Origin of the sequence: Pantoea sp. BR_17 (assembly GCF_041955125.1) — a bacterium.
Lineage (GTDB): Bacteria > Pseudomonadota > Gammaproteobacteria > Enterobacterales > Enterobacteriaceae > Pantoea > Pantoea stewartii.
Genome location: NZ_JAVAXT010000002.1, coordinates 414,981 through 429,478, shown reverse-complemented (window position 1 = coordinate 429,478; position 14,498 = coordinate 414,981). Strand labels below are relative to the sequence as shown.

Sequence of the window (14,498 nt, the reverse complement as noted above, 5' to 3'; positions counted from 1 at the left end):
GTGATCAGTTACTCTTTTTTTCGCTATTGGTTGACGCGGGCTTGTCCTGTAACTGCGACGGCACCAGAACTGTGGTTACGCGCTTGCTCTGGCCCTGGCTGTAAGCCTGCATTTTTTGCTCTTTGACCAGGTAAGTAATGCGGTCGCCTTTAATATTGCTGTCCAACTGCTCAATGTACGCATTGCCCGTCAGCTCAACAAAGTCATTAGCAAGCTCGTAATGCAGTTTGGACGCGTGTCCCTGTACCGGTTTACCGTTGTCCTGCATCTGATAGAAGGTCGCCGGATTGCCGTAAGCATCAACGATAGTTTTTTTGCTGTCGCCGCCCGGACGTGTCACCACGACTTTATCTGCCGTAATCTTGATCGACCCTTGAGTTACGACCACATTACCGGTAAAGGTCGCGACGTTGCCTTGCAGATCCAGCGACTGATTTTCAGAGTCGATATTAACGGGTTTGTCCGAGTCACCGGTCAGCGCCAGCGCCGGCAGGCTGGCTGCAAGCAGCAGGCTGGCCAGTAAAAACTTAATGCTGTTTTTGTTCATTTTGAATTTCATAAGAGGTTTTGACCTTTTCGAGTAACTCGGCTTGCTTTGTCCGTAAATTTCCACGCATTTTCATGCCGGTAGAGTTAAAACTGCGGCCATATAACGTCACCTGATCGTCCGAGGCGACGTCCTGAGTGACAAGATTGACCTGAGCGTTATCCGTTTTGATGCGCTCCAGTTCAGAATCTGGCGCCAGCGCATTCAGCTCAACATGACCATATAAATACAGCATACGATCTTTAGTGAGCTTTGCTTTATCTGAACGTACCGTCCAGGTCGGCATTTTATTCTCGTCGTAGGTTGTCATGACCGGATTATCAAACCAGCTGGTTCCCGTATTTTCGAAATACGTAACTTTGTCCGAGATCAGCTTATAAGCCAGGCCACCCTGAGGGTTGTAAACTACGGTATGCGAATTGGCACTGGTGTAGGTTGGCGTTTGATCATTATTCATTACCGGTGCGCCATCGTCGCTGTCCCGGTTAGTGAAATTCCAGCCAATGAGCACCAGCGCAATCAAGGCCAGCCCCAACGTTATCCAACGCCTGCTTTTACTCATACTGATTGCCCTTTGGCATCCTCAAATTTATTTTGCGCCATCAAAATGAGATCGCACAGTTCACGCACTGCGCCGCGCCCACCGGCGATACGTGTGACGTAACGCGCTCGCGCTAACAGCAGCGGGTGCGCGTCGGCCACCGCTACGCTGAGCCCTACTTTTGCCATAACTGGCCAGTCGATCAGATCGTCACCAATATAAGCCACCTGCTCGTCAGAGAGCGACAGTGTATCCAGAAGTTCGCGATAGGCCAAAAGCTTATCTGATTGCCCCTGATAAAGATGGCGAATCCCCAGCGTTTTGCAGCGGTCTTCCAGTAACCGGGCCGTGCGGCCGGTAATAATAGCCACTTCAATGTCCGAGGTCAGCAGGCAACGAATGCCGTAACCATCGCGCACATTAAAGGTTTTCAGTTCTTCTCCATTGTTACCCATGTAGATCAGGCCATCAGACATCACGCCGTCCACATCGCAAATCAGCAGGCGAATGTGCCCGGCACGGGCCATAATGTCGGCACTGACCGGGCCGTAACATGTTTCTATAGCGGCAATCTCAGACTGCATTGTGTCTTCCTGTTTACACTACGCCTGCGCGCAGCATGTCATGCATATGTACCACACCCAGCAGATGGTCGTCATCGGCTACCAGCAGGGAGGTAATGTTTTTGGTTTGCATTAAATTCAGTGCATCGACGGCCAGCACGTTCGGACGTACGCGGATGCCGCCACGCGTCATGACTTCTGCAATGGTCGCTTTTTGAAAATCGATGCCCATGTCAAAGATGCGGCGCAGGTCACCATCGGTAAAAACGCCTTCAATCTTCATCAAATCGTCAACAATCACGGTCAGGCCCAGATTTTTACGGGTTATCTCCAGCAACGCATCCCGCAATGATGCATCCCGCGTGACGTGCGGTAACTCATCACCGCTGTGCATGATATCGCTCACGTGCAGCAGCAGTTTACGGCCCAGCGCACCGCCCGGATGCGACAGCGCGAAATCTTCAGGCGTGAAGCCGCGTGCCTCCAGCAGGGAGACCGCCAGTGCATCGCCCATCACCAAAGCTGCGGTGGTACTGGTTGTAGGTGCCAGGCCCATTGGACAGGCTTCCTGCGGCACCTTGACGCAAAGATGAATATCGGCGGCCCGAGCCATGGCGCTTTCAGGTCGACTGGTCAGACAGATCAGTTTAATCTGCTGGCGTTTCACCACCGGAATCAGCGCCAGAATCTCGCTGGATTCGCCGCTATTGGAAATGGCAAGCACCACGTCGTCTTTACCCACCATTCCCAGGTCGCCGTGGCTGGCTTCCGCTGGATGCACAAAGAAAGCCGGCGTGCCGGTGCTGGCAAAGGTCGCCGCCATTTTTTTACCAATATGGCCTGACTTGCCCATGCCCATAACCACCACTTTGCCCTTACAGGCATAAATCATGGCGCAGGCGTCGGAAAAAGCCTCGTTGATATACTGGTCAAGCTGCTCAAGGCCTTCGCGCTCAATGCGCAGAACCGTTTTACCGGCTCGCTGAAAATCAAACTCTACCGTTGGTTGCTGATGTGACATGGCAAATCTGTCCTTTTTAGCCGCCCATAAACGCTGGCTGTAGCCACAGCAACGTTACCCAGACGAAGAAACCACAGAGTAAAAGCGTCCCCGCCGTACGGCCAATGCGGCGGTGGCGCAACAGACAAAGCATGGCGAACAGTACGCTTACGCCAAGCATTATCCAGTAATCGCGTGCAAAAGCGTGATAATCGACGCTGCCGGGGTGAATCAGTGCCGGCAGGCCCAACACGATAGCGAGGTTATAAATATTGGCCCCAATCAGGTTACCTATCGCAATATCATCTTCGCCTTTCAACGCACCGGCGATGACCGTGGCCAGCTCCGGCAGACTGGTGCCGACGGCGATAAGCGTCAGCCCCATAACGAGTTCACTCACGCCAAAGTAGTCGGCAAAGACCGTCGCATTATCAATCACCATGTGTGTCGACATGGGCAGGATAATCAGGGCGACAGCCAGCCAGAGAAAGGCCACGGTGTTACCCGTCTCTTCGCGTGGCAGCTCAGCCAGTTGTTCACGCGTCAGCGTATCGTTATTGTCATTTTCTGCTTTACGCGCGATGCGAATAGTCACAATCAGATAAATCGCGGCGATGGCAATCAGGGCGATACCGTCCAGTCGACTAAGATAGTTATCAAACAGCGTAATACCGCTCAGTAATGAGACCAGCACCATCAGCGGCAGTTCACGGCGAATTAAGTTGGAATGGATGCTGAGCGGATGCAACAGCGCCGCGCCGCCGAGAATCAAAAGTATATTGGTGATGTTCGAACCAAGCGCGGTGCCCACCGCCAGATCCATTTGGCCATACTGCGCAGCGGAGAAGGAAAGGATGATCTCCGGAAGCGAGGTACCGATACTGACGACGGTCATGCCGATGATTAACGGCGGGATCCCGAACGATCGGCAAAGTATTGCAGCACTAAACACCAGACGATCGGCACCATAAGCCAGTAAAAGCAGTCCGATAATCAGCAGTGCGGTTGCGACGAACATGAAAAATCCTTGCTTAAAACCCCTGTTGGCTTGCCTTCAGGTTCGATGTGACAAAACAGGCGCTGATTTTGACCGTCCGAGCGACAAAAGTAAATTTTATGACCGTTTTCGCCAAATCTTTGCATTAAGTTTCTGTAAAGCTATCGTGCGTTTAACCTTAACAGGCTACCATCGTACCCTATGTTTACGCCCGATCCGTAATAGAGGTGATAATGATCCAACAAAAAACGAACCTGGTTGAGGTTCGTGGCGTGAGTTTCTCACGTGGCGATCGCAAAATTTTCGACGATATTTCCCTTACGGTACCCAAAGGCAAAGTGACGGCGATCATGGGGCCGTCAGGGATCGGGAAAACAACGCTGCTGCGCTTGATTGGCGGGCAACTTCAGCCTGACAGCGGCGAGATCTGGTTCCGGGACGAGAACATTCCGACATTGTCGCGCACCCGATTGTATGAAGCGCGTAAAAAGATGAGCATGCTGTTTCAGTCCGGTGCACTTTTTACCGATTTAACCGTCTACGAAAATGTGGCCTGGCCGCTTCGTGAACACACACGGTTGCCGGCGGCGCTTCTGCACAGCACCGTCAAGATGAAGCTGGAAGCCGTGGGGTTACGGGGTGCCGCGCAGTTGAAACCTGCGGAGCTTTCGGGCGGAATGGCGCGCAGGGTGGCCCTGGCTCGGGCTATTGCCCTGGAGCCCGAGTTAATTATGTTCGATGAGCCGTTTGTGGGTCAGGATCCTATTACCATGGGCGTACTGGTTAAACTGATTGATGAGCTTAACCATGCACTGGGACTGACATGCATTGTGGTGTCGCATGACGTGCCTGAAGTGTTAAGTATTGCCGATTATGCTTATATCGTGGCGGGACAAAAAATTATCGCGCACGGGACCACGCCCGATTTGCGTGCCAACAATGACCCACGCGTGCGCCAGTTTATCGACGGCATCGCGGACGGGCCCGTACCGTTTCGTTTTCCGGCGGGCGATTATTTGGCCGATTTAACCGGGTCAGGGAGAAGCTAAGCTGATGTTGTTAAAAGCACTGGCGTCATTAGGACGTCGGGGGATTGGAACCTGCGCCAGCTTTGGGCGTGCCGGATTGATGCTTTTTCATGCGCTGGTCGGTAAACCCGCGTTTCGCAAACACTTCCCGCTGTTAGTCAAACAACTCTACAGCATTGGCGTCCTGTCTTTGGTGATCATTGTGGTCTCCGGGTTATTTATCGGCATGGTGCTGGGGTTGCAGGGCTATCTGGTATTAAACACCTATGGTGCAGAAACCAGCCTGGGCATGTTGGTGGCACTGTCATTGCTACGTGAACTGGGGCCGGTTGTCACAGCCCTGCTGTTTGCCGGTCGGGCAGGGTCGGCGTTAACGGCTGAGATTGGGCTGATGAAGGCCACGGAACAGCTGTCCAGCATGGAGATGATGGCGGTCGATCCTCTGCGCCGTGTTGTCTCACCACGTTTTTGGGCAGGCTTTATCAGCATGCCGCTGCTGGCACTCATCTTCACCGCCGTAGGGATTACCGGCGGCGCGCTGGTGGGCGTGAGCTGGAAAGGTATTGACCCTGGCTTCTTCTGGTCGGCGATGCAAAATGCCGTCGATTTTCGTAGCGATGTGGTTAACTGCATTATTAAAAGCGCCGTTTTTGCCGTCACGGTTACCTGGATCGCGCTGTTTAATGGTTACGATGCGATTCCGACCTCTGAAGGTATTAGTCGCGCCACGACGCGCACCGTGGTGCATGCATCACTGGCGGTCCTCGGTTTAGATTTTGTGCTGACAGCACTGATGTTTGGGAATTGATGCGATGCAAAGCAAAAAAAGCGAAATTTGGGTTGGCGTTTTTATGATCATGGCACTGTTAGCGGTGCTGTTCCTTTGCCTGCGCGTGGCGGATCTTAAATCGCTGGGGACAGAACCCACCTGGAAGCTGTATGCCACCTTCGATAATATCGGCGGCCTGAAAGTCAGTTCGCCTGTTAAAATTGGTGGTGTCGTGATTGGTCGGGTGACAGATATTTCACTTGAACCGAAAACATTACTGCCACGCGTCACGATGGATATCAGCGACAAGTATGCCAACCAGATTCCGGATACCAGTTCGCTGGCCATCCGTACTCAGGGCTTGCTGGGCGAGCAGTTTCTGTCGTTAAACGTTGGCTTTGACGATCCTGAGCTGGGCTCGGCGATGTTAAACGATGGTGGCACGATACGTGATACCAAGTCGGCGATGGTACTGGAGGACCTGATAGGCCAGTTCCTGTATAAAAGCGGCGACAACAAAGGTAACAAGCAAACCGGTGACAGTAAGGATGCGCAGGGTGGCGATACTGCCGCTCCCGCAGCCGCTCAACCTTAACAGAGGGATAACATGATGTTTAAACGTTTTCTGATGATTGCCATGCTGGCGATCGTGCCATTGGCTGCGACAGCAGCCGATCAAAGCAATCCTTATACGTTGATGAATGAAGCGGCTAACAAAACTTTTACCCGCCTGAAAAGCGAGCAGGCGAAAATCAAGCAGGATCCCAACTACCTGCGTGATATCGTCCGCCAGGAGCTGCTGCCTTATGTGCAGATTAAATATGCGGGGGCGTTAGTCCTGGGCCGTTTCTATCGGGAAGCCACACCGGCACAGCGCGAAGCCTATTTTAAGGCTTTTGGTGATTATCTGGCTCAGGCCTATGGCCAGGCGTTAGCGCTTTATCACGGTCAGACTTACCAGATCGAGCCTGCGAAACCGCTGGGCAATGCCAATATTGTCGCCATCCGTGTGACGATTATCGATCCTCAGGGCCGTCCGCCAGTGCGCCTGGATTTCCAGTGGCGTAAAAACAGCCAGACCGGTAACTGGCAGGCGTTCGATATGATCGCAGAAGGGGTTAGCATGATCACCACGAAACAAAATGAGTGGGGCGATCTGTTACGTACGAAAGGGATTGATGCACTGACTGCGCAACTTGAAGCGTCAGCGAAACAGCCAATCACACTGGATCAAAACAAATAATGCAGCCCTCACTGCACTGGAGCCGCGAGGCGAACACGCTACGGCTGGAAGGTGAGCTGGATCGTGACACGCTGCTGGATCTCTGGGAGCAGCGTGAAACGTTGATTAGCGGGGCGACGCTGATCGACGTTTCAGCTCTGGAACGTGTGGATACCTCAGGCCTGGCGCTGTTGGTCCACCTGCGGGAAATCGTCTCGCAGCAGGGCGGCGCGCTGCAGTTTGTTGGCATCGGTGACAAACTGCAGTCGTTGATCACCCTTTACAACCTGCAACAAATTATTGTTTCTGCGGATTAAAGCGCCTGTATTCGCCTTCTCAGCCTTAGCCCCGGTCGCCGACAGGGGCTTTTGCGTATTTAAGAATCAGGCACTTTCCTCTACTATGTCAGCCTTATTATTATTAAGTGAAGTTAAGAGCGATGGAAAACAGTGAAATTCAGGCTGTGCTGATGGCAGCACTGCCTTTAGAAGAAGTTCATGTCATGAGCAACGATGGCAGCCATTTCCAGGTGATCGCCGTGGGCGAACTGTTTGGTGAGTTAAGCCGCGTTAAGAAACAGCAGGCTGTTTATGCGCCGCTGATGGAATTCATTGCGGATAACCGCATTCATGCGGTATCCATCAAAACCTACACGCCTGCAGAGTGGGCGCGTGACCGTAAACTGAACGGTTTCTGATCCCCGCAAGGGCTGCGCCACCTGCGCGACCGTTTAATAGCCAGTTAATTGAGAACCGTGTTAATGGATAAATTTCGTGTGCAAGGCCCCACCCGTTTAAGTGGTGAAGTCACCATTTCCGGGGCGAAGAACGCCGCACTGCCAATTCTGTTTGCAGCTTTACTGGCCGAAGAGCCGGTTGAGATTACGAATGTGCCGAAGCTGCGTGACATCGACACCACTATGAAGCTGTTAACCCAGTTAGGTGCGAAGGTTGAGCGCAACGGTTCTGTTCACGTCGATGCCAGCGGCGTAGACGTTTTTTGTGCACCCTATGACCTTGTGAAAACTATGCGTGCCTCTATTTGGGCGCTTGGTCCGTTAGTGGCCCGTTTCGGTCAGGGCGAAGTCTCACTGCCCGGCGGTTGCGCCATCGGTGCGCGCCCGGTAGACCTGCATATCTCGGGTCTTGAGCAGTTGGGTGCCGAGATTAAGCTGGAAGAAGGCTATGTAAAAGCCTCAGTTAACGGTCGCCTGAAAGGGGCGCTGATCGTGATGGATAAAGTCAGCGTAGGCGCGACGGTGACCATTATGAGTGCCGCGACGCTGGCAACCGGGACCACGGTGATTGAGAACGCGGCGCGTGAACCTGAAATCGTGGATACCGCCAATTTCCTTAATACGCTGGGTGCAAAAATTTCGGGCGCAGGCACGGATAAAATCACCATTGAAGGCGTTGAGCGTCTGGGCGGTGGGGTTTATCGCGTCCTGCCAGACCGTATTGAGACCGGCACCTTCCTGGTGGCGGCTGCTATTTCGGGGGGGAAAGTGCTGTGCCGCAATGCGCAGCCTGACACTCTGGACGCAGTGCTGGCGAAACTGCGTGATGCCGGTGCAGACATTGAAACCGGTGAAGACTGGATCAGCCTGGATATGCACGGTAAGCGCCCTAAAGCGGTCAACGTGCGTACCGCTCCTCATCCGGGTTTCCCGACCGATATGCAGGCGCAGTTCACCCTGCTGAATTTGGTCGCGGAAGGCACGGGGCTAATCACCGAAACCATTTTTGAAAACCGTTTTATGCACATCCCTGAACTGATTCGTATGGGTGCTCACGCAGAAATTGAGAGCAATACCGCAATCTGTCACGGTGTGGAAACCTTGTCGGGCGCGCAGGTGATGGCGACGGATCTCCGTGCATCGGCAAGCCTGGTGCTGGCAGGGTGTATTGCGGAAGGCACAACGCTGGTCGATCGCATTTACCACATCGATCGGGGTTACGAGCATATCGAAGATAAGCTAAAAGCGATGGGCGCAAACATCGAGCGCGTCAGCGGCGAATAGTGTTTCGGACAGGCCTGTAAAAAACCAGCCTGGCATACGGGCTGGTTTTTTTTCGTCTGGCACTAACCCGATGTTAGTTTTTGGTCGTCTGATCGGACGATCGCACACGTTTTTTTCGATCCAGTAGGCTGTTCGTTTCAGGATCGTAATAGCGGCTTGGCCATATCTCTGATGGGTGGACATTGATCGCATCAGCAATCAGCCATTCCCCTTTTGGCCATGGCCGTGAAAGGGCGTTAGCCAGTGTTGATGAGCTTAATCCTGCCTGGCGGGACAATGCCGCCAGCGTTGTACCACGTTTGCGCAGTGCGGCAATAATATCGGCAGGATGCCAGTCCTCTGTCCTTTTTTGCATTACTGTTTTCTCCTTGTCAGTGCGAAGCGCGAGGGGGGATTCTGACGTGCTTTAAAATACATCTGGAAACTTATGGTGGTTTATATCAGAAAGTTTCCATAAGGTTCCAGTAATATTTCCGTAAGCAGACAGAACTGCGCGGCCTGACGCAAAAGGATGGTAATGACTGCAACAGCGGCGGGGGAAAGAAAGAAGACGAGGCCGTCAGGCCCCGTCAGCGATTAGAAATCGCGTTGAACCGACATGTGAGCCAGAGATTCCAGCGCTGTGCGCCATGGGGTTTCAGGCAGGATTTGTAATGCCGCGATGGCCTTATCCGCTTCCTGCTCAGCACGCTTGCGCGTCCATTCCAGAGAGCCGCACTGGTTCATCGCTTCCAGAACGGGAGCCAGTAGATGGCGGCCGTTCCCCTGTTCAATCGCCTCACGGATCATTTTAGCCTGTTCAGGCGATCCGTTGTTCATAGCATGAAGCAGAGGCAGCGTGGGTTTACCTTCGCTGAGATCGTCACCGGTATTTTTGCCCAGGGTTTCACCATCGGCACTGTAGTCCAGTAAGTCATCGATTAACTGGAAAGCCGTTCCCAAATAACGTCCGTAATCCTGCAGCGCTTTTTCCTGCGCTGGCGTCGCTTCCGCCAGGATCGCCGAGGCCTGAGAGGCGGCTTCAAATAAGCGCGCGGTTTTGCTGTATATCACCCGCATATAGCTCTCTTCGGTGATGTCGGGATCGTTGACGTTCATCAGCTGGAGCACTTCTCCTTCAGCGATCACGTTCACCGCCTCGGACATCAGCGCCAGAATGCGCAACGAGCCCATGCTGGTCATCATCTGGAAAGCGCGGGTATAAATAAAATCACCGACCAGTACGCTGGCCGCGTTACCAAATGCGGCGTTCGCGGTGGCTTTTCCACGGCGCATATCGGATTCATCCACGACATCGTCATGCAACAGCGTGGCGGTGTGGATAAATTCGATTAGCGCCGCGTTGGTCACGTGTAAATCGCCCTGGTAACCCATGGCGCGAGCAGACAGCACGGCAATCATGGGCCGGATGCGTTTACCGCCGCCACTGATGATGTAATAACCCAGCTGGTTGATGAGCGAGACATCTGAATTCAGCTGGTCGAGTATGGTCTGGTTAACGGCAGCCATGTCCTGTGCGGTTAATTCGTTAATCTGTTCTAAGTTCATTCGTCTTTTCAGCTATGACTCGTTTCTCTGCCATGGTAAGCGGTTTTACCCAGCCAGCGTTCAGTAATCTGTTACTGATTGTACTTGAATTTTCAGGTTGAGAAACGTTTGCATTGAGCCTGTGTTTTTTTTCTGCAAGAGTGTGCAAAGTGCTCTTGTCTTCTGTTTGAGTTTTGCGTAGAATTCGCGCCCTATTGTGAATATTTAGCGCGCCGCCTGATGAACTAAAAGGCAAGCGCAGAAGCGGAGTTTTATATGTACGCGGTTTTCCAAAGTGGTGGTAAACAACACCGAGTAAGCGAAGGTCAGACCGTTCGCCTGGAAAAGCTGGACATCGCAACCGGTGAAACCATCGAGTTTGACCAGGTTCTGATGATTGCAAATGGCGAAGACGTGAAAATCGGCGCGCCACTGGTTTCAGGCGGTGTGATCAAGGCAGAAGTTGTTGCTCATGGTCGTGGCGAGAAAGTTAAAATCGTTAAGTTTCGTCGTCGTAAGCACTACCGTAAGCAAGCTGGCCATCGCCAGTGGTTCACTGATGTGAAAATCACTGGTATCACGGCGTAAGAGGAGATCTGACAAATGGCACATAAAAAGGCTGGTGGTTCGACTCGAAATGGTCGTGACTCCAATGCAAAACGTCTGGGTGTAAAACGTTTCGGTGGTGAATCTGTTCTGGCAGGTAGCATCATCGTTCGTCAGCGTGGTACCAAATTCCACGCCGGTAACAACGTAGGTTGTGGTCGTGACCACACTCTGTTTGCTACCGCAGACGGCAAAGTAAAATTCGAAGTTAAAGGTCCGAACAACCGTAAATACATCAGCATCGTTGCTGAGTAAGGTTGTCGTGACGCAGACGGTTACCGTCTGAACGCACGAATTGAAGGCCCCGCAACTCTTGCGGGGCTTTTTACATTCTGCGACCTGTCGCCAGACAGGCGACATAGCCTGGCTGCGTGTTGTACACTTTATGTACATGCTGGCGAGAGCCAGTTTTGATTTATCCGCCGCTGGTCAGCGCAGAACGACCCTGGCGGACCCGTTTGCAGCCTGTTGCAGACGATTGTGTGACGGAGAAAGAAAATGAAGTTTGTTGATGAAGCGACAATTTTGGTCGTCGCAGGTGATGGCGGTAATGGCTGTGTCAGTTTCCGCCGTGAAAAATATATCCCAAAAGGCGGCCCGGACGGCGGTGATGGTGGTGACGGCGGTGACGTATATTTAGTCGCTGACGAAAACCTTAACACCCTGATCGATTATCGTTTCGAAAAATCTTTCCGCGCTGAGCGTGGTCAGAATGGTCAGAGTCGCGACTGTACGGGTAAACGCGGCAAAGATATTACGATTAAAGTCCCCGTCGGAACCCGCGTTATTGACCAGGGAACGGGCGAGACACTGGGCGATATGACGCGTCACCAGCAGACGCTGATGGTGGCAAAAGGCGGCTGGCACGGTCTGGGTAACACCCGTTTTAAATCCTCGGTCAACCGTACCCCACGGCAGAAAACCATGGGCACCGCAGGCGAGAAACGTGACCTGCAACTGGAGCTGATGCTGCTGGCTGACGTGGGCATGCTGGGCTTACCGAATGCCGGTAAATCCACCTTTATCCGTGCGGTTTCCGCTGCCAAGCCGAAAGTGGCTGATTATCCTTTTACCACCCTGGTACCCAGCCTGGGCGTTGTACGTATGGACAGCGAGCAGAGCTTCGTCGTCGCCGATATTCCGGGGCTGATTGAAGGTGCTGCAGAAGGCGCCGGTCTGGGGATTCGCTTCCTGAAACATCTGGAACGCTGCCGTGTTCTGTTGCACCTGATTGATATCGCCCCGATTGACGAGAGCGATCCGGTTGAGAACGCCCGTATTATTCTGGGTGAGCTGGAAAAATACAGCGATAAGTTGTTCAACAAGCCGCGCTGGCTGGTGTTTAACAAAGTCGATCTGATTGATGAAGAAGAAGCACAGGCGCGCGCAAAAGCCATTGCTGAGGCGCTGGGCTGGGAAGAGAAGTACTATCTTATCTCGGCGGCCAGCCGTCAGGGCGTGACCGACCTGTGCTGGGATGTGATGAGCTTTATCAACGCCAATCCGAAAGAAGCGGACGTTGAAGAAAAACAGCCTGAGAAAGTGGAATTCATGTGGGACGACTACCACAAAGAAGCCCTCGAGAACGCGGCTGTTGAAGACGATGAAGAGTGGGATGACGACTGGGATGAAGATGACGACGAAGGCGTCGAAATCATTTATCAGCGTTAACACACTTTGCTGCCCCCTTCTGCCGGAATGGGGGCAGTTTTCTTTCCGGCCTGTCTTTGCCCGCTATCACGCCTTGCCGTTGATAACTCAAATGCCGCAGGCAGTGGACAAACCTCCTGCTACCCGCTTCGACGTATACGCCGAAATCCAGCGGGCAGGCGCTGGGTTCACCCGCGCAGCCCTGGCGTATGTCTGCCAGTTTCTTCATACAGCCTATATCTCACTATGCTTTCCCTCCTTCGCATAAAAGCCTGAGGTTCACTTACGTGGCTAACGTATCGCGGCTCACGGCGTGTTTAATGGCCCGTGGCGTCAGTCAGAGGAACGTCACTAACGCGATGGCAGTAAGAATAAAACAGTGAGGCAAAGGGGAGGGTGAACGCCTGTCAGGCCAATAAAAAAGCGCAGCGGCGTTAATCCCACTGCGCTTTTATCGACATCAGTTAGTAGTTCTTGTTGATATCGCGATAGAGCCGACTTTCGAACCGCACCAGTGGAATACGGCGCGTGCGCTGATCTTCAGGCGGTACCGCATAGCCGGACAGGAACTGCACAAACGCAACGCGCGCCCCGCTGGACGTGGTGATAAAACCGGCAAGGTTGTAAACGCCCTGCAGTGAACCCGTTTTGGCAGAGACTTTGCCATCCAGACCGGCTTCATGCAGGCCGCCGCGATATTGCAGCGTGCCGTCATGACCCGCCAGGGGCAGCATGGAAATATAATCCAGCTTGCTGTCATTTTGCGCAATGTACTGCAGCACCTGCATCATGGTGGCAGGAGAGATGAGATCGTGGCGCGACAAGCCGGAACCATCAACCTGGATACTGTTACCCAAATCGATATTCGCTTTTTCACGCAGGATACGGCGCACCGCGTCTGACCCAGCGCGGAAGGTGCCCGGCACATTAAAGTAATGATGGCCAATGGTGCGGAACACCGTGTCGGCGATCATATTGTCGGACTTCTTCAGCATCATATGCAGCAGCGTATGCAGCGGCGCAGACTGGGTTGAGGCCAGCACGGTGCCCGGCTCAGTGACCTGTGTCTGGCGCAGCAGATGTCCGCTGTAATCAATACCGGCGGAACGCAGTTCAGATTTCAGAATCTCGCCGGCCCAGGCGGCACCATCCTGAACGGCAAAGGCCAGCGGAAGGGGATCGCTACGCTGACGCAGACAGCCGGTCAGGGTATAGCGGTTCAGCTCACCCGGCACCACATCCAGTTCGCAATACTGACCCTCGCCACTGTTGCGCCCAATGGTGCGCACCTGGCTCAGCATGTGCGCCGGATAATAAGAGGCGATGCGCACGAAGGCGTTTTCGCCGGGCTTATCCGCACTGTAGAGCGACACGGAGAAACAGTTTTTATCGACGATAGCCGCAGCGGGCGGTGCGCTAAAGCACTGCGTCATATCGTTCCACGGCCAACCCGGCGCCGCATCATGGCTGGCAAACACCGAGGTATCAATGACCAGATTGCCTTTGATATGCGTGATGCCTTGTTTTTTTAAGGCTGCGACCATATTACGCAGATCCTGGCGGCCCAGCGTGGGATCGCCAGCGAAACGGGCAACAAGATCGCCATTCAGTGTGCCATCGATCAGCGCACCTTTGGTCTCAAAGGTCGTTTGAAAACGATAATCACCGCCCAGTTCCAGTAATGCCGCCAGCGCGGTGATGACTTTCATGGTACTGGCGGGAAGCGCCATCTGTTTCCCGTGGTAATCAATGATCGGCGTAGTTGCGCCCACTTTTTGCACCAGTAAAGCCAGGTTGGCACCATCTGGCAGATACTGCATGTATTCATCAACGGGTGCTGCTTGTGCCTGCAGCATAAACGCACAGGTTAATCCGGTAACAAGTCGTGAAAATCGCATAATCTCGCGGCAACTGACAGGTGAAGGCGACAATACTACGTCCCTGGACGGTGCAAAGTAAACGATGACCCGCAGGGAACTCTGGGGTAAAATACGTATCAAATTGCAAAACCTTTTCTGGCCTGGAACA

General features: G+C 53.3%; 18 protein-coding genes. 10 read left to right on the top strand and 8 right to left on the bottom strand.

Annotated features, from left to right (window positions below):
* Positions 1-4: 4 nt before the first annotated feature.
* Genes lptA through RAC60_RS05560 form a run of 5 tightly spaced genes read right to left on the bottom strand, consistent with a single transcriptional unit; the run spans position 5 to position 3,669 of the window.
* Positions 5-559 carry a lipopolysaccharide ABC transporter substrate-binding protein LptA gene (gene lptA / locus RAC60_RS05580; protein ID WP_033739170.1) on the bottom strand — a complete coding sequence of 185 codons (555 nt, stop codon included), beginning with the start codon at positions 557-559 and terminating at the stop codon, positions 5-7.
* Positions 528-1,109, bottom strand: a complete 582-nt coding sequence (lptC, locus tag RAC60_RS05575; RefSeq protein ID WP_006121737.1) for an LPS export ABC transporter periplasmic protein LptC — start codon at positions 1,107-1,109, stop codon at positions 528-530. The genes lptA and lptC overlap by 32 nt, the downstream gene beginning before the upstream one ends.
* Positions 1,106-1,672 (bottom strand): 3-deoxy-manno-octulosonate-8-phosphatase KdsC, encoded by a 567-nt coding sequence (gene kdsC / locus RAC60_RS05570; RefSeq protein ID WP_375092884.1) that lies wholly within the window; start codon positions 1,670-1,672, stop codon positions 1,106-1,108. Before kdsC ends, lptC begins: the two co-directional genes overlap by 4 nt.
* A gap of 13 nt (positions 1,673-1,685) precedes the next feature.
* Positions 1,686-2,672: an arabinose-5-phosphate isomerase KdsD gene (gene kdsD, locus RAC60_RS05565; RefSeq protein ID WP_006121739.1), complete on the bottom strand. Its 987-nt coding sequence runs from the start codon at positions 2,670-2,672 to the stop codon at positions 1,686-1,688.
* A 16-nt stretch (positions 2,673-2,688) separates the two neighbouring features.
* Positions 2,689-3,669, bottom strand: coding sequence for a calcium/sodium antiporter (locus RAC60_RS05560; protein ID WP_006121740.1), 981 nt, complete (start codon positions 3,667-3,669; stop codon positions 2,689-2,691).
* Between the two features lie 212 nt (positions 3,670-3,881).
* Here RAC60_RS05560 and mlaF point away from each other — a divergent pair, with 212 nt between their 5' ends.
* From mlaF to murA, 7 genes are all read left to right on the top strand, one after another.
* Complete coding sequence (gene mlaF, locus RAC60_RS05555) at positions 3,882-4,697, top strand: phospholipid ABC transporter ATP-binding protein MlaF (protein ID WP_375092881.1); 816 nt, start codon at positions 3,882-3,884, stop codon at positions 4,695-4,697.
* Between the two features lie 4 nt (positions 4,698-4,701).
* Positions 4,702-5,484, top strand: a complete 783-nt coding sequence (gene mlaE, locus RAC60_RS05550) for a lipid asymmetry maintenance ABC transporter permease subunit MlaE (RefSeq protein ID WP_006121742.1) — start codon at positions 4,702-4,704, stop codon at positions 5,482-5,484.
* 4 nt (positions 5,485-5,488) lie between these two features.
* A complete protein-coding gene (gene mlaD, locus RAC60_RS05545; protein ID WP_006121743.1) occupies positions 5,489-6,040 on the top strand; it encodes an outer membrane lipid asymmetry maintenance protein MlaD in 552 nt (183 codons plus the stop codon).
* Positions 6,041-6,055: 15 nt separating this feature from the next.
* A complete protein-coding gene (gene mlaC / locus RAC60_RS05540; protein ID WP_054688487.1) occupies positions 6,056-6,688 on the top strand; it encodes a phospholipid-binding protein MlaC in 633 nt (210 codons plus the stop codon).
* Entirely contained in the window at positions 6,688-6,984 is a 297-nt protein-coding gene (gene mlaB, locus RAC60_RS05535) for a lipid asymmetry maintenance protein MlaB (RefSeq protein WP_006121745.1), read from the top strand. Before mlaC ends, mlaB begins: the two co-directional genes overlap by 1 nt.
* A gap of 122 nt (positions 6,985-7,106) precedes the next feature.
* Positions 7,107-7,364: a BolA family iron metabolism protein IbaG gene (ibaG, locus tag RAC60_RS05530; RefSeq protein WP_006121746.1), complete on the top strand. Its 258-nt coding sequence runs from the start codon at positions 7,107-7,109 to the stop codon at positions 7,362-7,364.
* 63 nt (positions 7,365-7,427) lie between these two features.
* Entirely contained in the window at positions 7,428-8,687 is a 1,260-nt protein-coding gene (gene murA / locus RAC60_RS05525) for a UDP-N-acetylglucosamine 1-carboxyvinyltransferase (RefSeq protein ID WP_006121747.1), read from the top strand.
* Between the two features lie 73 nt (positions 8,688-8,760).
* On the opposite strand, the gene RAC60_RS05520 is transcribed toward murA, so the two are convergent.
* Both RAC60_RS05520 and ispB read right to left on the bottom strand, forming a co-directional pair.
* A complete protein-coding gene (locus RAC60_RS05520; protein ID WP_006121748.1) occupies positions 8,761-9,042 on the bottom strand; it encodes a helix-turn-helix transcriptional regulator in 282 nt (93 codons plus the stop codon).
* Between the two features lie 221 nt (positions 9,043-9,263).
* The gene (ispB, locus tag RAC60_RS05515) at positions 9,264-10,235 is read right to left on the bottom strand and encodes an octaprenyl diphosphate synthase (protein ID WP_006121749.1); all 972 of its coding nucleotides are present in this window, start codon (positions 10,233-10,235) and stop codon (positions 9,264-9,266) included.
* A 255-nt stretch (positions 10,236-10,490) separates the two neighbouring features.
* Between ispB and rplU the strand changes: the two genes are divergently transcribed.
* The 3 genes from rplU (at position 10,491) to cgtA (ending at position 12,491) form a co-directional block, all read left to right on the top strand.
* Positions 10,491-10,802 (top strand): 50S ribosomal protein L21, encoded by a 312-nt coding sequence (rplU, locus tag RAC60_RS05510; RefSeq protein ID WP_006121750.1) that lies wholly within the window; start codon positions 10,491-10,493, stop codon positions 10,800-10,802.
* Positions 10,803-10,817: 15 nt separating this feature from the next.
* Positions 10,818-11,075: a 50S ribosomal protein L27 gene (rpmA, locus tag RAC60_RS05505; protein ID WP_006121751.1), complete on the top strand. Its 258-nt coding sequence runs from the start codon at positions 10,818-10,820 to the stop codon at positions 11,073-11,075.
* 243 nt (positions 11,076-11,318) lie between these two features.
* Positions 11,319-12,491 (top strand): Obg family GTPase CgtA, encoded by a 1,173-nt coding sequence (gene cgtA / locus RAC60_RS05500; RefSeq protein ID WP_033739183.1) that lies wholly within the window; start codon positions 11,319-11,321, stop codon positions 12,489-12,491.
* Between the two features lie 443 nt (positions 12,492-12,934).
* Here cgtA and dacB read toward each other — a convergent pair whose 3' ends face one another.
* Entirely contained in the window at positions 12,935-14,368 is a 1,434-nt protein-coding gene (dacB, locus tag RAC60_RS05495; RefSeq protein WP_033739262.1) for a serine-type D-Ala-D-Ala carboxypeptidase, read from the bottom strand.
* Positions 14,369-14,498: the final 130 nt, after the last annotated feature.